This window comes from Sphingobium sp. C100 (genome assembly GCF_000508185.1).
Classification (GTDB): Bacteria; Pseudomonadota; Alphaproteobacteria; order Sphingomonadales; family Sphingomonadaceae; genus Sphingobium.
Window position 1 is genome coordinate 1 of the sequence record NZ_AYOY01000209.1, and the last position, 18,972, is coordinate 18,972.

General features: G+C 62.1%; 18 protein-coding genes. 9 read left to right on the plus strand and 9 right to left on the minus strand.

Features of this window, described 5'->3' with window-relative positions; genetic code table 11:
- Positions 1–119: 119 nt before the first annotated feature.
- Positions 120–1,289: a 4-hydroxybenzoate 3-monooxygenase gene (gene pobA / locus C100_RS46205; protein ID WP_024021995.1), complete on the minus strand. Its 1,170-nt coding sequence runs from the start codon at positions 1,287–1,289 to the stop codon at positions 120–122.
- Between the two features lie 177 nt (positions 1,290–1,466).
- Positions 1,467–3,881, minus strand: a complete 2,415-nt coding sequence (locus C100_RS46210; RefSeq protein WP_235219154.1) for a hypothetical protein — start codon at positions 3,879–3,881, stop codon at positions 1,467–1,469.
- 238 nt (positions 3,882–4,119) lie between these two features.
- Here C100_RS46210 and C100_RS46215 point away from each other — a divergent pair, with 238 nt between their 5' ends.
- From C100_RS46215 to C100_RS46225, 3 genes are read left to right on the plus strand one after another with little or no spacing between them, the layout of a single operon-like run.
- Positions 4,120–5,001 carry a helix-turn-helix domain-containing protein gene (locus tag C100_RS46215; protein WP_024021997.1) on the plus strand — a complete coding sequence of 294 codons (882 nt, stop codon included), beginning with the start codon at positions 4,120–4,122 and terminating at the stop codon, positions 4,999–5,001.
- The gene (locus C100_RS46220) at positions 4,998–5,216 is read left to right on the plus strand and encodes a hypothetical protein (protein WP_024021998.1); all 219 of its coding nucleotides are present in this window, start codon (positions 4,998–5,000) and stop codon (positions 5,214–5,216) included. The genes C100_RS46215 and C100_RS46220 overlap by 4 nt, the downstream gene beginning before the upstream one ends.
- Positions 5,206–5,433, plus strand: coding sequence for a hypothetical protein (locus C100_RS46225; protein WP_031310338.1), 228 nt, complete (start codon positions 5,206–5,208; stop codon positions 5,431–5,433). The genes C100_RS46220 and C100_RS46225 overlap by 11 nt, the downstream gene beginning before the upstream one ends.
- A gap of 63 nt (positions 5,434–5,496) precedes the next feature.
- Here the strand turns inward: C100_RS46225 and C100_RS46230 are convergent, their stop codons facing one another.
- The 7 genes from C100_RS46230 to C100_RS46260 form a co-directional block, all read right to left on the minus strand.
- The gene (locus tag C100_RS46230) at positions 5,497–6,435 is read right to left on the minus strand and encodes a Gfo/Idh/MocA family oxidoreductase (RefSeq protein ID WP_024022000.1); all 939 of its coding nucleotides are present in this window, start codon (positions 6,433–6,435) and stop codon (positions 5,497–5,499) included.
- 34 nt (positions 6,436–6,469) lie between these two features.
- Complete coding sequence (locus C100_RS46235; protein WP_024022001.1) at positions 6,470–7,366, minus strand: class III extradiol dioxygenase subunit beta; 897 nt, start codon at positions 7,364–7,366, stop codon at positions 6,470–6,472.
- Positions 7,366–7,776: a protocatechuate 4,5-dioxygenase subunit alpha gene (gene ligA / locus C100_RS46240; protein ID WP_024022002.1), complete on the minus strand. Its 411-nt coding sequence runs from the start codon at positions 7,774–7,776 to the stop codon at positions 7,366–7,368. The genes C100_RS46235 and ligA overlap by 1 nt, the downstream gene beginning before the upstream one ends.
- The gene (locus C100_RS46245) at positions 7,773–8,813 is read right to left on the minus strand and encodes an aromatic ring-hydroxylating dioxygenase subunit alpha (protein ID WP_024022003.1); all 1,041 of its coding nucleotides are present in this window, start codon (positions 8,811–8,813) and stop codon (positions 7,773–7,775) included. The genes ligA and C100_RS46245 overlap by 4 nt, the downstream gene beginning before the upstream one ends.
- On the minus strand, positions 8,810–9,835 hold the full coding sequence (locus C100_RS46250; protein WP_024022004.1) for an amidohydrolase family protein: 1,026 nt from the start codon (positions 9,833–9,835) through the stop codon (positions 8,810–8,812). Before C100_RS46250 ends, C100_RS46245 begins: the two co-directional genes overlap by 4 nt.
- Before the next feature lie 106 nt (positions 9,836–9,941).
- Positions 9,942–10,826, minus strand: coding sequence for an NAD(P)-dependent oxidoreductase (locus tag C100_RS46255; protein WP_024022005.1), 885 nt, complete (start codon positions 10,824–10,826; stop codon positions 9,942–9,944).
- 65 nt (positions 10,827–10,891) lie between these two features.
- Entirely contained in the window at positions 10,892–12,043 is a 1,152-nt protein-coding gene (locus C100_RS46260; protein ID WP_024022006.1) for a LysR substrate-binding domain-containing protein, read from the minus strand.
- Between the two features lie 102 nt (positions 12,044–12,145).
- Here C100_RS46260 and ligK point away from each other — a divergent pair, with 102 nt between their 5' ends.
- The 6 genes from ligK (at position 12,146) to C100_RS46290 (ending at position 18,844) form a co-directional block, all read left to right on the plus strand.
- Positions 12,146–12,820, plus strand: coding sequence for a 4-carboxy-4-hydroxy-2-oxoadipate aldolase/oxaloacetate decarboxylase (gene ligK / locus C100_RS46265; RefSeq protein ID WP_024022007.1), 675 nt, complete (start codon positions 12,146–12,148; stop codon positions 12,818–12,820).
- A 43-nt stretch (positions 12,821–12,863) separates the two neighbouring features.
- Positions 12,864–13,925, plus strand: a complete 1,062-nt coding sequence (locus C100_RS46270; RefSeq protein WP_037531437.1) for a 4-oxalomesaconate tautomerase — start codon at positions 12,864–12,866, stop codon at positions 13,923–13,925.
- Positions 13,922–14,803: an amidohydrolase family protein gene (locus tag C100_RS46275; protein WP_024022009.1), complete on the plus strand. Its 882-nt coding sequence runs from the start codon at positions 13,922–13,924 to the stop codon at positions 14,801–14,803. The genes C100_RS46270 and C100_RS46275 overlap by 4 nt, the downstream gene beginning before the upstream one ends.
- 466 nt (positions 14,804–15,269) lie before the next feature.
- Positions 15,270–16,454 (plus strand): AAA family ATPase, encoded by a 1,185-nt coding sequence (locus C100_RS46280; protein ID WP_024022010.1) that lies wholly within the window; start codon positions 15,270–15,272, stop codon positions 16,452–16,454.
- Positions 16,451–17,461, plus strand: a complete 1,011-nt coding sequence (locus C100_RS46285; RefSeq protein ID WP_024022011.1) for a ParB/RepB/Spo0J family partition protein — start codon at positions 16,451–16,453, stop codon at positions 17,459–17,461. The genes C100_RS46280 and C100_RS46285 overlap by 4 nt, the downstream gene beginning before the upstream one ends.
- Positions 17,462–17,551: 90 nt before the next feature.
- Positions 17,552–18,844 (plus strand): replication initiator protein A, encoded by a 1,293-nt coding sequence (locus C100_RS46290; protein WP_024022012.1) that lies wholly within the window; start codon positions 17,552–17,554, stop codon positions 18,842–18,844.
- The last annotated feature ends 128 nt before the right edge of the window (positions 18,845–18,972 follow it).

Sequence of the window (18,972 nt, forward strand, 5' to 3'; positions counted from 1 at the left end):
GGAGTGGCATCTAAGGTGACCCATCGAGTCGGTCAACTGAAAAAATCGGGGCGTCCGAAATTTCTATCCTTCGGGCCGGAAACATTGGCCCCGCCCGCCCCTTCACGCCAGTGCAGCCCTTACAGGGGCAGACCGACATAGTTTTCAGCGATACTCGTCTGCGCCGCGACTGACGACGCGATATAATCCAGCTCCGCCACCTGCATCCGCCGGTCGAACGCATCCCCATCCGGGAAACGATGCATCAGCCGGGTAAGCTGCCAGGAAAAGCGCTCCGACTTCCAGACACGCGCCAGCGCCTTGTCGGAATAGCCGGCAATCGCATCGCGATCTCGCCGCTTGAAATAGCCGATCAGCGCTTGCGAGAGATAATGCACATCCGAAGCCGCCAGGTTCAGCCCCTTGGCGCCGGTGGGAGGCACGATATGCGCGCTATCGCCCGCCAGCATGAGGCGGCCATGCCGCATCGGTTCGGACACGAAGGATCGTAGCGGCGCGATCGACTTTTCCAGCGCCGGCCCCCGCACCATATGGGAAGCGGCAGCCGGTCCAAGGCGGGCGGCCAATTCATCCCACAGTCGATCATCGGGCCAGTCCTCCACCTTATCCTCCAGCGACACTTGGACATAATAGCGACTGCGCCTTTCCGAGCGCATCGAAGCCAGCGCGAAACCCCGTTCATGGTTCGCATAGATGAGTTCATGATTGCAGGGCGGGACATCGGCCAGGATGCCGAGCCAGCCGAAGGGATAGATTTTCTCATAGGCGGCGGCCATCGACTTCGGGATCGCTTGGCGCGACGGACCATGAAACCCGTCGCATCCGCACAGGAATGCGGCATCGATGCGATGCGCCGATCCACCCTTGCTATAGGTCAGATAGGGTCTGTCGCCATCGACATCATGAAGCGCCACATCGGCCGCTTCATAGATGATCTCCAGCCCCCGTTCGGGCGCGGCCTCCATCAAGTCGCGGGTCAACTCGGTCTGGCCATAGACCATCACCTGCCGACCTGTCAGCGCGGCAATGTCGATCCGAATCAAGCGTTCGCCATCCGCCAGGTGAAAACCGTCATGGGGCAGGCCTTCGGCGTGCAGGCGCGCGCCCAGGCCCAGGCGATCCATCAGATCGGTCGTGGTGCGTTCCAGCACGCCGGCCCGAATCCGGCCAAGCACATAGTCGGGGGACGCCCTTTCAACAATCACGGCTTCAATGCCTTCAGCGCGGAGCAGATGACCGAGCAGCAAGCCGGCCGGCCCCGCCCCGATGATGGCGACCTCAGTCTTCATGATATCCTCTCCAACATAGGGAATTTGTTGGAGATCATGGCGGGGGTGGGCCGGTCACGACATGGCGAGACCAACCGATTTTCTGGACAATCCACCAGGCCTTATCGGATCGGGAAAGACCTGCCTTGCTCAATAGGGCCGATTTTCATGCCTTTGGGCCATATCGTTGATGGACGATTACGCAACCGGCAACATGACGACGCTGTCGGGCGCGTCGCGCAAACGCAGGTAGAGCTTGCCGTCCTGGGGAACAGGTGCCTTGAGCGCCGACCCGGTATAGCCATGCGCCACCTGCGCCGCGCTATCGAGTGCGGGGGTCGCCCCGACGGCGTCAATCAGGAACAAGTCGCGCCCGCGAATGGTGCAGCCCTCCGCCTTGTCGGCGCAGGCGACCGCCTCGATCTGTGGGAGGCGCGCCAGCGTCACAAGCGGCTGCCAATCGCTTGCTTCGTCCCCGCGCAGCAACCGGAACCGCAACGGTCCGAACAGTGACGGTCCCAAAGCCTTGGGGTCCAGCCTCGCCACCATCACTTGCGGCCCTTCCAGCCGAAGGCCGTTCGATGCCGTCAGCCGCGCCGACACAGTCCCGTCAAAGGAGGCCACCTCGATCACGTCCTCGGCCGTCAGCCGCGTGCCTTCGTCCGCCTGGATGGAGAAGACGAGCTGACCATCGTCGGGCAGCAGATCATCGCCATCAAGGGCCAGCGCCGTACCCCCGGCGGGCGGCTTTCCTGCGGTGATCGTCTTGCCGAGCAGGCGCACCTGCGGCCGCGCGGGCGCGACCGTCAGGTCCAGATCGACCTTGCGGCCGTCCCGCAACTTCACCCGCGCAGTAAGCCCGCGCCCTTGTTCCAGCGCCTTGCCATCCTGCGACGCCAAGAGCCGCAATCGATCGACCTTCCCGTCGCGCGCCAGGCCGTCGGGCCGCATCAGCAACCCGTCCAGATCGACGCTTTCCACCTGATCCAGGCGCTGGCCCGACAGCACCGCCCAATGGTCGCCCGCATGGATCGCCAAGGCATCGAGCCGACTGGCCTGGGCATAGCTGCGCAGCGACAGGACCGACGGTTGGGCGATACCTCGATATTTGACCTCGACGCCCAGCGGACCGGGCCTGCGATCGGTCAGCGGCAGGGTCAAGGCCAGTGAATCCTGGCCCTGCACCTTCCATGCGACCGGCTGCGCTGCGCCATCGCCCTTGCGCATCGTCACGCTTTCCACGCAGGCGGGAGCGCCACCCTTGATTATGAGGTCATTGTCGCGGCCGACTACCAGCGTGGGTGGATCGCCCTGGACGGTCCAGCCACCCTCATCGGGCAATTGCAGCGTGAAATCCGGTCCATCGAACCGGTCGAAACCCCAGCGGCCATAGAGATGCCCCTGCACCGTCCCCTTGAACGCGGCGGGCAGATCGGTCCCGCCGGCAATGATGTAGCCGCCCCGATCGGCGCGGGCTTCGAGCGGCAATTCGATCGCTTCGCCCGATCCCGCCTTGAGCGACAGCCGCATATCGCGCGCATAGGCTGTGGAATAGATGAGCGGCGCGCCCTCCACCGGCAACACGGCGCCTGGCCGTGTCGCGCAAATTGGTCCATCCGCACCGCTGCGCAATTGCGGCGGGCGGTCCGCTTCGATCGCAGGCATCGCCACCACCATCACCGATTTTGGTTTCTGGAAGGAAGGCGCGGTATTGAGGAGCAGGGACACGCCCTCTCCCTTGCGCAGGCTGAGCGTCGGCAGATAGTCGAATTCGGGATTGCTGAACGCGCCGAAAATCCGGGCGATGTCACGGGCGACACCTATATAGGCGCTGTAATAGCCATAACCCGCCTCGCGCGTCGCGCTGAGTTGCAGCGCCAGATCGGTCGGCGCCCCGGTCAGCGTCTCCGCCATGGAACTGCTGTGCACATCGGCCAGCACCAGCGCGTCGCGATTGTCGAGCAGGCAGGCCGCCTGCATCTCGATCACCTTGGACAGGCAATCCTCGTTCAGTTTCATCGACAGGCTGTGCGCCAGGGTTGGCGCGACGGTGCGCAGATATTCGGGATGGGTGTTTTCCTGCGCCTGGATCGCGCTCATGAAACTGTCCAGCCGTGACCGGTCGAGCGAGGCCTGGTTGAGATCCTGCGTCGCCCGCACGAATTCGCCCGGCTTGCCCCGCACCGCATCAGTCAGCGTGCCTTCGGCCCCACCCGTGTCGGGAACGAGGAACAGCACCATCTGCCGCGCACCCTTCGGCACGGTCAGCATCAACTGCTTGTCCTTTGGCTTGGTCTTCCATGTCTCGGCGAAGCTGATCCAGTCCTTGGGCGGCGGATTGGCCGCACCGCGCAGAAAGGCGGACACGAGGATGAAGCGCACGCCCTGGTCCTTGGGCAGATCGGCCTCGACCGACAATATGTCACCCTCCGACAGGCTCGGCACCTGCGCGATGGGCAGGCTCTGATCGCCACGCGACACGCTCACGCGCAGCGATGGCCCGGACAATTCGAACGGCGCGGGATCGGCTGCAAGGAGCGGTGCACCCGGCAACAGCACCAACATGGCTGCGCCCAGTCCAACGATGATCATTTTGTTGATCGGCAAGCGCATCTTCCTGTCATCCGGCATCGGTATTAACGGCCAAGCCCCGTCTTCCACATCGGCGCGGGCAAGCCAAGAGCGCAGAGAGAACGCCAACAGCCAGGAACAGGTTCAACTGTGCAGTCCCGGCGGGAGCCTCCGTCTCTCTTCAGCATCTATCCGGGCCAACGAGCAATAGCTTCATGCGCCGCGTAGCCATGACGCCTTGCGGCACAGCACCGAGCCGTCCATAGATGGACGATCCATCATGTCGACCGCGCCCGTTCCCAGCTTCTATCTTTATGGCGAGCCACAGCGCAGCGTGGCCGAAGGCTTTGTCCATGTGGAAAGCCTGGACGATCGATCCCGCCCCAGCGAATGGACGATCCGCCCGCATGTCCATCGGGATCTCAACCATATCATCCTGATCGCGCAGGGCGGAGGCGCGATGCAGGCCGAAGCGGCTCGGGTCAGCTTTGAAGCGCCCTGCCTGCTGCTGATCCCGGCCGGCGTCGTCCATGGCTTTGGCTGGCACAGGGAATCGCGGGGCCATGTGACCACCATAGCCGACAGCTATCTTCATCATCTCCTGGCCCGCGATCCCGACCTTGCCCCGCTCTTCACCGCTCCGCTGCTCGTGATGTTGCCGCAGGAAGAGCGTGCGGCCGCCGAAGAGATCATCATTGGCATGGCGCGGGAGCTGGGCTGGTCCGGGCCGGGACAGCGCGCCGCAGTCGAATCCGCTTTGCTGCTGCTCATGGTTCTGACGCTCCGCCATGCCACGCCGGCGGAGGCGGGGCGGCCAGGCGTCGCGCGACAGGCGGCGTTGGTCGCCCGTTTGCGCGAGCGGATCGAGCAGCGGTTCCGCGCGCGCGAACCGGTGTCGGTCCACGCCCGCGCGCTCGGCACCAGCCTTACAGCGCTGCGCCAGGCCTGCGCGCGAGTCGCGGGCAGCTCCCCGGCGCAGATGCTGGACGATCGCGCCCTGCTTGAGGCGCGCCGCCTGCTGCTCTACTCCCAGCTTTCCATCGCCGACATCGGCTATGCCATCGGCTTTGAAGATCCTGCCTATTTTTCGCGGTTTTTCGCGCGCCATGTTGGCGAGCCACCCCGCGCCTACCGCGCCGCGCGCAAACGCGCGCTGCCATGACGGACGAGGAGGCGCTCTCCATCCGGCTCATTCTCGATCGGCTGCGCGGGCCTCGCCCCAATATTATGGCGCAGGCCCGGGCCATGGTGGAACGCCATGTGCCGCTGGAACGACGCGGACCGGGCTGGGACCGCCACTGGCGCGAACTGGAAGCCTATCTTGACCTGCCCGGCCAATGGTCGGCAAAGGACGACCATGACCCCGATGACCTGTGACATGATGATCGACCTGCTGGTGGCGAGGCTGGTTCGCGACCAGGGACGCAGCAAACATCATTGGCGCAAGGCCATCGGGCCTGTTCGGCTCTATGACCGCGAGACCCATCCCCATTGCAACTGGGCAGTCACGCCCACCGGCACGTATCGTGACGTCGCCCTGATCGAATCGCTGCTCGACGATCTGCGCCAGCTACATCCGCTGCTGAAGGCGTGACGCAAAAAGGGCGCGACGGATGGCTCCGCCGCACCCTCTGTGCGACCCCGAAGGGATGGTATTTCAGCTAAGCTGCGTTTCCAGTTCGCCCAGCACACGATAACAATCGAACACCTTGGCGACACTCGAATTGGGGTCGCGGCCCTCGCGGATGGCGCTGATGAATTCGCGGTCCTGCAATTCGATGCCGTTCATCGATACGGCAACCTGGCTGACGTCGATCGGCTCTTCCTTGCCGTTCACCAGATCGTCGTAGCGCGCAATATAGGTGGCGCTGTCGCCGATATAGCGGAAGAAGGTGCCCAGCGGCCCGTCATTGTTGAAGCTCAAGGACAGGGTGCAGATCGCGCCCGTCTCGCTTTTGAGCTGGATCGACATGTCCATGGCGATGCCGAGTTCCGGGTGGATCGGTCCCTGCATCGCATGGGCATCGACGATCCGGCCGGCCTGATAGGCGAACAGGTCGATCGTGTGCGCGGCATGGTGCCACAGCAGATGGTCGGTCCAGCTGCGTGGCTCGCCCTTCGCATTGATATTCTTGCGACGGAAGAAATAGGTCTGCACGTCCATTTGCTGGACGTTGAACTCACCCGCCTTGATGCGGTTGTGGACGAACTGGTGCGAAGGGTTGAAGCGACGGGTATGACCGACCATGCAGGTCAGGCCGGTTTCCTTCTGCTTGGCCAGCACCGCCTGCGCGTCGGCCCAGCTGTCTGCCAGCGGAATTTCGACCTCGACATGCTTGCCCGCGTCCATGCAGGCGATCGCCTGTTCCGCGTGCATTTGCGTTGGCGTGCACAGGATCACCGCATCGACATCATCGCGGCTGAGCGTTTCGGCAAGGTCTGTGGTGACATGGCCGATGCCATATTTCTCCGCCACCGTCTTGGTAGGCGCCAATTCGCGCCCGATGATCGACGTGACGGTCACGCCGTCGATATTTTTGAGGCCATCAAGATGCTTTTCGCCAAAGGCGCCGGCGCCAGCCAGGGCAATACGCATTATATTCACTCCGTGATTTTGGGAAATGGGCGGGTCACTCGGCGGCGATCTCCGTCGCCGTGCCGCTGCCGGTCATGTCCAGCCCCTCGCCATTGTCGGGACGCAGCACCAGATGGCCGATCGCGGTGTTGGAACAGGGCACATGATAATGGCGGTGCAGCGCGCGGGTCTTTCGGCCCATCGCCCCGCGCATGATGAGCCACATCACCATTTCGATGCCTTCGCTGCCCGTTTCGCGCAGATATTCGATGTGCGGGATACGGCGCAGATGGTCGCTGTCGCCGATCAGCCCGTTCAGGAACATATTGTCCCACGCCTTGTTGATCAGCCCCGCGCGTGCGCCCTGTAGCTGGTGGCTCATCCCGCCCGTGCCCCAAATCTGCACGTTGAGGTTTTCGGGAAAGCTTTCGACCGCCTTCTTGATCGCTTCGCCGAGCGCCCAGCAGCGATTGCCCGACGGCGGCGGATAGGTGACGACATTGACGGCGAGCGGTATGATTTTGCACGGCCAGGCATCCGGCTTGCCGAACATCATGCTGAGCGGGACGGTCAGACCATGGTCGACGTCCATCTCGTTGATGATGGTCATGTCGAACTCGTCCAGGATCAGGCTTTGCGCCATATGCCAGGCTAGGTCGGGATGCCCCTCCACATCCGGCACCGCGCGCGGCCCCCAGCCTTCGTCGGCCGACTTGTAGCGTTCGCCACAACCGATCGCGAAGGTCGGGATGATCTTCATGTCGAAGGCGGAGGCATGATCATTATAGACAAGCACCACGACGTCGGGCTTCTCGGCCTTCTCCCATGCGCGCGTCCAGTCATAGCCTGCAAAGATCGGCCCGAAATAGTCGTCCCTGTCCTTGCCGAAATCCGACGCCACACCCAACAGGGGCACATGGCTCGATGCCACGCCAGCGGTAATCCTCGCCATTATCGTTTCTCCCGGATCGACCGCAGCCCTTCGGGCGAACGGCCGCCTTTCATCATCATCTCGCGATATTCGGGGAAGCTCATGTCGGTCATGGTGCTGACCGCCTCGGCGAACGGAATCCCGTCGGTCGAAAACAGCTTCGAGAGGAAATAGACATTCCCGCCCAGGTCGAGGCAGCGATTATAGTCGCGATCCAGCAACGCCTGCTTCTGGTCCTGCGTCAGCGGCCATTCGTCCAGATAAGCGCGCTCGTCCGCCTTGAACCGTTCGCGATTTTCCGCCTTCATCAGGCTCATCGCGAACTGGTTCATATGATAGCCCTGCCGCGCGCGCGCCGCCGTATAGACACGCGTGCCGGGAATATCCTCGAACTCGGCGAGATAATCATGAATGTCGAAGGGGTCGCTCATGCCTGTTCCTCCATCTGACGGCCCGCGGCGATGGCCCGGGCGATGAGCTGACGCGAACGCACGCCGCCCTCGTCAATGCGATAGGCGGACAGCTTCATGTCGGGATTGTTCAGGATCGCGCTTTGCTGCGCTTCCAAAATCTCCTTGTCCTCGGCAAAGACGCCGCCCTGTTGCGCCTTGAACCGGGCGGTGAAGCCAGCATCCTCAATGTCGAAATTGCGCGCCATACCCCAGAAATAATGGTGCGAGGTCTCGCTTTCAGGCGTCATGAAATCGATCACCATGCCACGCACCCCCTGGTCATGCTCCGCCAGCGTCGCGCCCGCTTCGACCGGCGCGACCCCCACGTCGATCATGACCGACGCGGGCAGCATGAACTGACAGATTTGCCAGCGATCGACCGGCCCATCCTTTTTGAGCGCGCCACGCCAAAATGGGGGCGCATCGACGCCTTCCATCCAGCGGGTGACGAAAACATGGCCGTTCGCGACATGGGTTTCGATCGGCGCCTCCAAAATCTCGACCTGACCGATCGAGCTGGAATGGACATAGGTTTCGTGCGTGAGGTCCATCAGATTATCGATCATCAGCCGATAGTCGCAGGCCACCGGATAATAGCCGCCATCGAACGTCCAGCCGTCGCGCGAACATGGCCACAGATCAGGGATCAACGCAGGGTCGGCCCGGTCATTGTCGCCGATCCAGACCCACACGAACCGGTGCCGCTCGACCACGGCGTAGGTGTCGGCGCAGACGCGGCGATTCACCGCCTTGCTCTTCATCGGCATTTCCTGCGCGACGCCGTCCGGTCCTAATTTGAGGCCATGATATTTACAGCGGATCGAATCCCCTTCGCGCAATCCCATCGACAGCGGCAACAGCCTGTGCGGACACGCATCGCGCATCGCCACGACCGAGCGATCAAGCTTGCGGTAAAACATCATCGGCGTGCCACAGATGGTGCGCGCGAGGGGCGCCGCGTCCACCTCGCTGTCCCAGGCGGCCACATACCAGGCGTTTCGCAGCCAGGTGGTCACAGCCCGCGCGCCTTCAGCTGGGTGTCGAGCCGTGGAAAGACACGCCGGGCATTGCCCTCGAAGATCGCGGCGCGCGCATCTGCGCTGATGTCCAGCGCATCGACATAACGCTTGGTATCATCGAAATAGAAGCCCGTAGTCGGATCGATCCCGCGCACCGCGCCCACCATTTCCGATCCGAACAGGATATTCTTGTTCTCGATCACATCAGCCAGCAGATTGACGCCCGGCTGGTGGTAGACGCAGGTGTCGAAGAAGATATTGTTCATCAGATGCGTGGAGAGATCGGGTTTCTTCAGCATGTCGGCCAGACCCCGATAGCGGCCCCAATGATAGGGCACCGCGCCGCCGCCATGCGGGATGATGAAGCGCAGCGTCGGGAAGTCGCTGAACAGGTCGCCTTCCAGCAACTGCATGAAGGCGATGGTGTCGGCAGCGATATAATAGCCGCCGGTCGCGTGCATCGCCGGGTTGCAGCTGCCCGACACATGGATCATCGCCGGCACGTCCAGCTCGACCATCTTCTCGTAGAAGGGATACCAGTAGTGATCCGTGAGCGGCGGATGGGTGAAATGGCCGCCGCCCGGATCGGGATTGAGGTTGCAGCCGATAAAACCCAGCTCGCTAACGCAGCGCTCCAGCTCCGCGATCGAATTGCGCATGTCGGCCTTGGGCGACTGCGGCAACATGCACACCCCGGCAAAGGTTTCGGGGAACATCGCCACCACCCGCGCGATCAGGTCGTTGCAGCGGATCGCCCATTCCTTGGCCACCGCCTCGTCGCCGACATGCGGCGCCATCGCCGATGCGCGGGGCGAGAAAATGGTGAGGTCTGCGCCCCGCTCCTTGATCAGGCGCAACTGGTTCGCCTCGATCGTATCGCGAATCTCGGCATCACTGATTTCTGGATAAGGAGGGCACGGTGTGGCGGCCTTGAACGCCGCCTTCTGCGCCTCGCGCCATGCATCATGTCCCTTGGGCAGGACAGTATAATGGCCATGGCAATCGATAATCAGGCTCATCCGCTTGCTTCTCCAAATATTCAGTCGCGCCGCCCAGCCCGCCTCCGTCCGTCAAGCTGACGAAGGCCGAGGTCTCGGGCGAAAGCGCTAGGCTCCGCCCGTCATGCTAAATTTCAACCACGCTGAGCCACGGCGTTGAAATCCGCGCAACCTTGTCCCCCAGCCCTTCCGGCGGCAGGCGCACGCCCAGCGCGCCGATGGCGCGCTGCCGCTGCACCGTGCCGCGCGTCATGTCGGCGCCCGTGCCCAATGCTTCGAGTGTCCTGACCACTTCTTCCATCTCGGCCGCGCGGCGGGTGCCATGCACCAGCATCCGGTCGAGATTATAATCCGCGCGCGCTTCCCAAGCGCGGCTCTTCTCGCTGGCATCGAGCGAGCTGAGCACCTCGTCCAGCACATCGGCCGCTGCGGCCGCCAGCACACATTCGGCCGTCAGTGCCTCAATGCCCTTCACTATGACCGATCGGATCATCTTGATGGACGAGGCCCGGCCGACATCCGCGCCCACGGCCCGGATGTTGGTGAAGCCAAGGGCATGAAGGCGCCCCTCCGCATCACCCGCCCCAGCACCGCTCAGCAGCAAGGGCACATTGAGCCGTGCCGGATCGACCGGCGCCATCACCGCAACGTCGATATAACGGCCCCCCACCGCCTCGATCGCCTCGGCCGCCGCCTGCTTGGTTTGCGGCGCGACGCTGTTGAGGTCGCAATAGAATGTGCCAGGCGCGATCAGCGCCGCCGCCGCTTCCGCGACCGCCAACGCCTGGTCCGCCGTCACCAGCGAAAGCACCAGCGATGTCTCGTTCAGCGCGTCCTTCAGAAACTGGGCTGGCGTCACCTCCGCATCGGCATAGGCCGCCAACATCTCGTCGCGCGTTGCCGGGTCGTCCGTCTTGCGGTCGAACACATGAGCTGCTGCGGCCCAGGCCCCGGACCGGGCAAAGGTGGACCCAGCTTCACCGAACCCGATCAGACCAACTTCCTGCTCCATGGCATCAAGGGATGACGCATCGCCCGGTCAGCGGCCAATCGAATCCGCCACGAAGGCATAAGAATTTACGAATTCATTGTCCCGGCCGCTATCGCCACGGCGTCCATGAACTGTTGCTGTAACCGGGTCGGCCGCCAGTCGGCGCGTGTCGTCAGGCCGATCGTCCGGCTGATCGCGCCGGGCGCGGGACCAATATCGGTCAGCATTCCGGCCTGGAGTTCCAGCGCCAGCTGATCGTGAGACAACAGGGTCAGATAGTCGCCCGCCACCAGCAATTGCCTCACGGTCATGACCGATCCACACTCGATCGGGACGGCGGGCAGCACCCCCCCCAGTTCCGCGAACATGGCGCGCCACAATTGGCGCAACGGGGTTCCGTCGGGCGGCAATATCCACGGAAACCGACGAAGCGCGTCGGCGTCCCAGCCTGTCTCCAGCGGATGGCCGCGTCGGGTCAGGATGGTCGGTCGATCCTCGAACAAGGGCCGGTGATGAAGGTCCAGCGCCATGGCCGGATCGCGCAGCGCCCCGATCATCATGTCGATCTCCCCATCCCGCAGCGGACCGACCAGTTCGGCGTGGGAGCCTTCATGAACACTGATGGCCACATGGGGGAAGTCGTTGCGAAAGCGGACGATCGCGTCGGGCAGCAACCGCGCGCGCGACAATGGCATCGCGCCAACCAGAATGCGTCCGCCCTCCTCCCCCTTGAGGTCGGCCAGATCCTCCAGTCCTTGCCGCAATTCCGCCAGCGCCAGCCGCAACCGCTGCGCCAGGGCAAGGCCCGCCCTGGTCAGCATCACTCCTCTGCCACGCCGATCGACCAGTCGGCTGCCTACGGCCAGACCCAGATCGCCGACAGCGCGGTGGAGCGACGGCTCGGCCACGCCCGTTGCGGCCGCTGCCGCCGCATAACTGCCCGCCCGCGCCAGAGCGGCGAAGGCCCGCACCTGCGCGGCTGTCACGCGATTGCTGCCGATCAGGCGAAGCGCGACATCGACGCGCGGCTTGAGACGCAGCGCCGACTCCAGCGCCGTCATGCCGGCGGGTTGCCGGTCGAACAGCCGCAAGCCCAACTGAGCCTCCAGCTTGGCGATCCCCTGCGTTACGGCCGGCTGGGTCAGATTGACCGTCCGCGCCGCCAGGCTGACGCTGCCCTGATCGACAATAGCGGCCATGGCGGCCAGGTGACGAATATTGAACTGGTCGGCCTGCATGAAGAATGATTATCAAATTTTTATGGGAATGCGCCAGATCGGATTTGTGCATCGTCCTCAAGCTGTCCATGTCGCTGTCCATCTTGGAGAAGGAGCAGTTCCATGTCCGGCGTCGTCGTGCAGAATATTAAGAGAGCCGACCTTTCCATCATAGATGGTCTCGCTGGATGCGGGGTTGCCACCGTTCATGAAGCGCAGGGCCGGACCGGCTTGCTCGCCCCCTATATGCGGCCGATTTATAGCGGCGCACGTATCGCCGGCAGCGCAGTGACTATTTCGGCCGCGCCGGGCGACAACTGGATGATCCATGTCGCGATCGAACAATTGCAGGAAGGCGACGTCCTCCTCCTCGCGCCCACCAGCCCGTGCACCGATGGCTATTTCGGCGACTTGCTGGCCACATCCGCCATCGCGCGCGGCTGTCGCGGCCTGATCATCGACGCGGGCGTGCGCGACGTGCGCGACCTGAAGCAGATGAACTTTCCCGTCTGGTCCAAAGCGGTCCATGCGCAGGGCACGGTCAAAAATACGCTGGGTAGCGTCAATATCCCGGTGGTCTGCGCCAATGCGCTGGTAAATCCGGGCGATGTGGTGATCGCCGACGATGACGGCGTTTGTGTCGTTCGCCGCGCCAACGCCGCCACCGTGCTGGAAAAGGCGCAGGCCCGGGAAGCCGCGGAGGAAGCCAAGCGCGTCCGGCTGGCCGCCGGGGAGTTGGGCCTAGACATCTATAATATGCGCCCGCGCCTGGCAGAAATGGGCCTGAAATACATCTAGGCTTCATGTCCCTCGCCCCTCCCCCTTCTCGTTGGAGCATCCGATGACAGCCTTCACCCAGTCCCGTGTCATGTGGATGCGCGGCGGAACATCCAAGGGCGGCTATTTTCTGGCGCATGACCTTCCCACCGACACCGCCGCCCGCGACGCCTTCCTGCTACGGATCATGGGGTCGCCAGATCCGCGCCAGATCGACGGCATGGGCGGCGCCGACCCGCTCACCAGCAAGGTCGCGGTTATAAAAAAGTCGCAGCGGGATGGTGTCGATGTCGATTATCTCTTCCTTCAGGTCTTCGTCGATCAGGCAATAGTCAGCAGCGCGCAGAATTGCGGTAACATCCTCGCCGGTGTCGGCCCGTTTGCGTTAGAACGCGGGCTCGTCGCCGCGCAGCCCGAGCAAACCCGCGTTGCCATCTTCATGGAAAATACCGGCCAGATCGCCATCGCCACTGTGGAAACGCCGGGCGGCAAGGTCTGTTACAATGGCGATGCCAGGATCGACGGGGTGCCCGGAACGGCCGCGCCGATCCCGCTGGAATTTCGTGACACTGCCGGCTCTTCCTGTGGCGCGTTGCTGCCGACCGGCAATGTCTTTGACGAGGTGGAGGGCGTGCGCGTCACCTTGATCGACAACGGAATGCCCTGCGTCGTAATGAAGGCGCAGGATGTCGGCATCACCGGCTATGAGGACCGCGATACCCTGGACAAGGACAATGATCTCAAGGCCCGTATCGAAGCGATCCGTCTGGCCGTGGGCGAGCGGATGAACCTGGGCAACGTGAAGGACAAGTCCGTGCCCAAGATGATGCTGGTCGCCCCGCCTCGCAACGGTGGCGCCGTGACCGTTCGCAGCTTCATCCCGCATCGCGCCCATGCCTCGATCGGCGTATTGGGCGCTGTCAGCGTCGCCACCGCCTGCCTGATCGCGCGGTCGCCTGCCGCCGAGGTCGCGTCGATCCCGTCGGGCAGCCGGAAGACGCTTTCGGTCGAGCATCCGACCGGTGAAACGACCTGCGTCATGGAGCTGGACGAAAATGGCGCGGTCGTCAGCGCCGCGATGCTGCGCACCGCGCGCAAGATAATGGATGGAGAGGTTTTCGCATGACGGATCGCATTGTCAGCTGGCACGGCAACCCGACCAAACCCCGCTATGTTCCGCCGGCAGGCGCGATCGACGCGCACTGCCATGTGTTCGGTCCGATGGCGCAATTTCCCTTCAGCGCGAAAGCCAAATATCTGCCCGAGGACGCCGGCCCGGACATGTTGTTCGCGCTGCGGGATCATCTGGGCTTTGCCCGCAACGTCATCGTTCAGGCGAGTTGCCACGGAACCGATAATGCCGCGACACTAGACGCCATCGCCCAGTCGAATGGAAAGGCGCGCGGGGTCGCCGTGGTCGATCCTGCCATTTCAGAGACCGATCTTGCCGCCCTTCACTTGGGCGGCATCCGCGGCATCCGCTTCAATTTCCTCAAGCGCCTCGTCGATGATGCCCCCAAGGACAAGTTCCTCGAAGTGGCCGGACGCCTGCCCGCTGGCTGGCATGTGGTCATCTATTTCGAAGCTGACATCCTTGAAGACCTGCGTCCCTTCATGGATGCGATCCCGGTCCCGCTGGTGATCGACCATATGGGCCGGCCCGATGTCACCAAAGGCCCGGATGGCCCCGACCTCCAGGCTTTCCGCCGCTTCCTCGACAGCCGGGACGACATCTGGTTCAAGGCGACCTGCCCCGACCGCCTCGATCCGACTGGCGATCCGTGGAACGCCTTCGCGCACGCCATCGCACCATTGGTCGCCGATTATCAGGACCGCGTGCTGTGGGGCACGGACTGGCCGCACCCTAATATGCAGGACGCGATTCCCGACGATGGCCATCTGGTCGATATGATCCCGCGCATCGCGCCGACCGAGATGCTTCAGCGCAAATTGTTGGTCGATAATCCTATGCGGCTTTATTGGGGCGAGGAGGCGCGCGGCTGATTGGCCGCGATGCACAAGATGGAGGGGGCCTCAAAATGGTCCTCGCCAACGTGTTTTCACTTCGCTTCAAGCGTGTTTTCGAAACCTGCCAAACGTGTTTTCAATACGGATTCAACGTGTCATCATTTTGACCCTAATCGGTAAAATCGCTGAAATTCCGCCAGAGAATCGTTCCGCACCAGCTCACTAACTCCTATAATCTCAGAATAAATCACTAAACGCTGACACGTGCCCAAGCGGTTGGCATCCTATCTTGCCGAAAGCCCGCGCATCGCGTCCATTGGCTTTGCAGGCTGTCACCTAGGCCTTCGCAACTTATCCAAGCGCCGGGTTGCCCTTTGGGGCAAAGGCCCATCCCTTCATTGCTCTCTCCGCCATTTTCACGAGCTGGTTTGACTTTGAGCGGCAATTAGGCGCATTAAACGCAAACCAATTTACCTGTCACGATTCGACCATGAGGGGCGTCATGTCGTTAACCGTCAACACGCTGCGTAACGTCACTACAGCCTGCCAGCAGATGCGCGATCACATCAAGACGATCGTGTTCCGACCGGACAGCCGCAAGACGTTGGACATCAATTTCGGGCCAACCGTCGCTGCTGAATTGATCGGCCGCACACCCGAAGCGCTGGCGAAGGCAGAGGCCAAGGGACGGCTGCCACAGCCCAAGACTCAGCCCAATGGCCGACGCTATTACACGCTGGAAGACCTGACCCATATCCGCAGCGCATTGGGTATCCATCCCGGCAAGCAACCTGACGAAGACGCCGTCGTGCTGGCGGTCCAGAATTTCAAGGGCGGCGTGGGCAAAAGCACGATCACCAAGCATCTGGCCGATTATCTCGCGCTTCATGGCTATAATGTGCTGGTAATCGACTGCGATCCGCAGGCCTCCACGACGACCATGTTCGACATTCAACCCGAAACGCTGATCGATGACGAGCAGACATTGGGCGCGTTCCTGTCTCCGCGCAGCACGTTCAGCGACTTTGCAGAAACGATCCGCGACACCCCCTGGCCCACGATCAAGATCGTGCCGTCCAGCTTGGGGTTACAGGATGCGGAATGGGATCTCACCTCGACCTTGCGCGAAGGCGGCCAGGCTGTGCGCGAGAGTCTTCAGGCGCTGCGCATCGGCATTTCGAGCGTGACCAAGGATTTCGACGTCATTCTGCTCGATCCGCCGCCAGCCATGGGGTTTCTTGGCCTCAACGTCATGGCGGCCGCGACCGGCTTGCTGATCCCGGTGCCGGCACGGCAGCTCGATTATCTGTCGACGATCCATTTCATGGATACGATCGCCGACAATATCGAAATCCTCGAACAAAATGGCACGCCCGTAAGCTATGGCTTCATCCGCGTGGTCTGCTCGGCATTTTCGCCCAGCAAGCCGGGCGAAAACGACATGTGGCGCATCATGCAGGCAACCTATGCCGGGCTCCTTCTGGGACAACCCATATTGGCGTCCGAAGAGATCAAGAATGCCACCCAGGCCTTCCGATCCATTTATGAATCCAAGCCCTCCGCATCGCATCAGACCTATATGCGTTGCCGCGACAATCTTGACGCCGTGTTTTCCGAAGTCGAGCAGCAGATTCGCCAGCAATGGCCCTCCACCAGCCTGACCTCTGACGTGAGTGTCGCGGCATGAGCCGGCGGTCTCTTATCAGCGAAGCGCTGGCATCGGTCCCCAATGAACCGGTTGCCAAACCAGCGTCTGAAACCATAGCTCCACCCAAGGCGAACTTTACCAACAGGCGGCTCGAAGCTTTTGGTGAAGCGGCGCGCCTCGTAAAGCGTCCGACCATTCGTCTCAAACCAGCGGAATGTTCGATCTGGCCGGGCAATGCCCGCGATTATTCCATGCTCGATGAGCATCGACTGCGCAGCCTGATCGATTCGGTTCTGGCCGAAGGCGGCAATCGCGTGCCTGCAGTTGTGCGGCGCACGCCCAATGGTCCGCTGCCCTATGAATTGGTCACAGGGACGCGGCGACATTGGGCGATTTCCTGGCTCAATGCCAATCATTACCCGGACATCGACCTGATCGCGATCATCGAGGATCTGGACGATGAGGCCGCGTTCCGGCTCGCTGACATCGAGAATCGCGAGCGCGAGGATATTTCGGATCTGGAGCGCGGTCTCAATTACAAGGCCGCCGTGGACAGCTATTATGGGGGTGTCCAGCTTCGCATGGCGGAGCGCCTCAAAATCTCCAAGTCGCAATTGTCGCGTTATATTGCGCTGACAGAAATTCCTCCGTTTCTGGTGAGCGCCTTCCATTCGCCGATGGATCTTCAAGCAAAATATGCAGAGAAACTGCTGCCGCTGCTACGCGATGCCACAACTCGTGCCAAATTGGAGGCGGCGGCCGACCAGATCGCGTCCGAACAGAGCTTCCGCCGATCGGGCGATGAACAGCCTATCACGGGTCCAGAGGTGATGACACGCCTGGTTCAGGCGACGGTGTCCAAGGGGCGCGTGCAGAAGGCGACGATTGCTGCGGCGGGGGGTACTTCCGTCGGCCAGGTCGAGAAGGACCAGCAGAAGATGCTGACGATTTCCCTTTCTCCAAGTGGTTTGTCGATCGACGAGATATTGGAAGCCCTGCGCCCGGTCATAGAGCAAGCGAAGATCAGCACGGGCCGGCGTCGCTGAGCACGGTTTGCAAAAGCTGAGAATGGAGGTTTATTCCTTTAATTTCAGTGACTTGATGCATATTTCCCTCCGGGGGGAAGCGGGGATGGAATGACGACGGCAGGCGATGGGACGGAACTGAAAACTACGCTCAAAGAGCGTAAGGTTCAGTTTGAAATGTTCTTCACCCTGCCCGATTTCAGCGACATATCGCTCCGCGATTATCAGGAGACGATGCAGCGCCCCTTTTTCAGCCTGTCCAAACGCAAGCGCATCAAGCCCATCGAATATGTCAGTCCCGATCGTTCGGTGACTGTTCAAGTGCTCCCTAATTCGGCCTATGGCATGGCGACGATCTGGGACGCTGACATAATGATCTATCTGGCTTCGCACCTGAATGAATTGCGCGAGCGTGGCGCCAATGACATCTCGCCCGTGATCCGATTGCAACCCGGCGATCTTCTCAAGCGCATCTGCTGGGGCACGAGCGGACGTGCCTATGAGCGATTGGTCAGCGCGCTGGACCGTCTCCAAGCCACCACGATCAAGACCAATATTCGCGCCAGCAAGAAAAGCCGCGAGACGACTTTCTCCTGGATCGACAGCTATACCCACCTGGTGGACGAGCGGACACAGCGGTCGCTGGGCATGGAAATCACCTTGTCGAAATGGTTTTTCGATGGCGTGATGGACAAGCGCAACGTGCTATCAATTTCTCCGCTCTATTTCGAAATCACCAGCGGCCTGGGCAAATGGCTCTACCGGGCATCGCGCAAACATGCCGGCGGCCATGGCGCGGACGGCTTTACTATCGGTTTCGAAACGCTCCACCAGAAAAGTGGAAGCGAGAGCAGCTTTCCCGTGTTCAAACGAAAGCTGCTCGATCTGGCGCGCTTCAACGATCTGCCAGACATCAGCCTGGAAGTCATTGATGGCGACAGTGCAAAGCCCAAGCTGAAGATGGTGATGCGACGCCATCTGGAAGACAAGACCCGGCGCCTTCGCCCGGCCCCCCTCCCCTCTCTTGCTGCATCAGATCGCTCGCAGCGAACCGATCACACGGCCGATGACATGATCGACCCGCGGCTGGCGCAGGGCCTCATCGCGAACCTCTCGCGAGGTCTTCGCGTGGCGCGTGAGCCTGAGCCGGATACGGCAGGCCGCAGCCCTCTAAATCCACGCCGGTCCCCCGCCCCTGCTTCGCCCCCCCGCGCCAACAAGGTGTTGGACGGTGACGTTTATGCCGCCATCCGAACGGACTTCCCCGGCTGGGATTATGACGAGTTGATGCGGCGGTTCGACGCCTTCCTCGGTTCGAATCCAGACGAACTGCCGCGCAACTATTCCAAGCGCTTCTATGGCTTCGTCAAAGAGCATCATCGTCGCAACAAATATCGGCTTTAGCTCATTGCGTTAAATCGAACGTAGCTGGCCGCTGTCGCTGTTGACTGCGCGGCTCCGGCGGGAAAGAGAATTTGCCTCTGCCCGATCATCTGGGCTCTCATCCTTCAACGTGTTTTTGGAATCGCGTC

What these genes read in the sequence shown, in the direction of transcription:
- pobA (WP_024021995.1), bottom strand. Translation starts at nt 1,289, where the DNA reads ATGAAGACTGAGGTCGCCATCATCGGGGCGGGGCCGGCCGGCTTGCTG.
- C100_RS46210 (WP_235219154.1), bottom strand. Translation starts at nt 3,881, where the DNA reads ATGCGCTTGCCGATCAACAAAATGATCATCGTTGGACTGGGCGCAGCC.
- C100_RS46215 (WP_024021997.1), top strand. Translation starts at nt 4,120, where the DNA reads ATGTCGACCGCGCCCGTTCCCAGCTTCTATCTTTATGGCGAGCCACAG.
- C100_RS46220 (WP_024021998.1), top strand. Translation starts at nt 4,998, where the DNA reads ATGACGGACGAGGAGGCGCTCTCCATCCGGCTCATTCTCGATCGGCTG.
- C100_RS46225 (WP_031310338.1), top strand. Translation starts at nt 5,206, where the DNA reads ATGACCTGTGACATGATGATCGACCTGCTGGTGGCGAGGCTGGTTCGC.
- C100_RS46230 (WP_024022000.1), bottom strand. Translation starts at nt 6,435, where the DNA reads ATGCGTATTGCCCTGGCTGGCGCCGGCGCCTTTGGCGAAAAGCATCTT.
- C100_RS46235 (WP_024022001.1), bottom strand. Translation starts at nt 7,366, where the DNA reads ATGGCGAGGATTACCGCTGGCGTGGCATCGAGCCATGTGCCCCTGTTG.
- ligA (WP_024022002.1), bottom strand. Translation starts at nt 7,776, where the DNA reads ATGAGCGACCCCTTCGACATTCATGATTATCTCGCCGAGTTCGAGGAT.
- C100_RS46250 (WP_024022004.1), bottom strand. Translation starts at nt 9,835, where the DNA reads ATGAGCCTGATTATCGATTGCCATGGCCATTATACTGTCCTGCCCAAG.
- C100_RS46255 (WP_024022005.1), bottom strand. Translation starts at nt 10,826, where the DNA reads ATGGAGCAGGAAGTTGGTCTGATCGGGTTCGGTGAAGCTGGGTCCACC.
- C100_RS46260 (WP_024022006.1), bottom strand. Translation starts at nt 12,043, where the DNA reads ATGCAGGCCGACCAGTTCAATATTCGTCACCTGGCCGCCATGGCCGCT.
- ligK (WP_024022007.1), top strand. Translation starts at nt 12,146, where the DNA reads ATGTCCGGCGTCGTCGTGCAGAATATTAAGAGAGCCGACCTTTCCATC.
- C100_RS46270 (WP_037531437.1), top strand. Translation starts at nt 12,864, where the DNA reads ATGACAGCCTTCACCCAGTCCCGTGTCATGTGGATGCGCGGCGGAACA.
- C100_RS46275 (WP_024022009.1), top strand. Translation starts at nt 13,922, where the DNA reads ATGACGGATCGCATTGTCAGCTGGCACGGCAACCCGACCAAACCCCGC.
- C100_RS46280 (WP_024022010.1), top strand. Translation starts at nt 15,270, where the DNA reads ATGTCGTTAACCGTCAACACGCTGCGTAACGTCACTACAGCCTGCCAG.
- C100_RS46285 (WP_024022011.1), top strand. Translation starts at nt 16,451, where the DNA reads ATGAGCCGGCGGTCTCTTATCAGCGAAGCGCTGGCATCGGTCCCCAAT.
- C100_RS46290 (WP_024022012.1), top strand. Translation starts at nt 17,552, where the DNA reads ATGACGACGGCAGGCGATGGGACGGAACTGAAAACTACGCTCAAAGAG.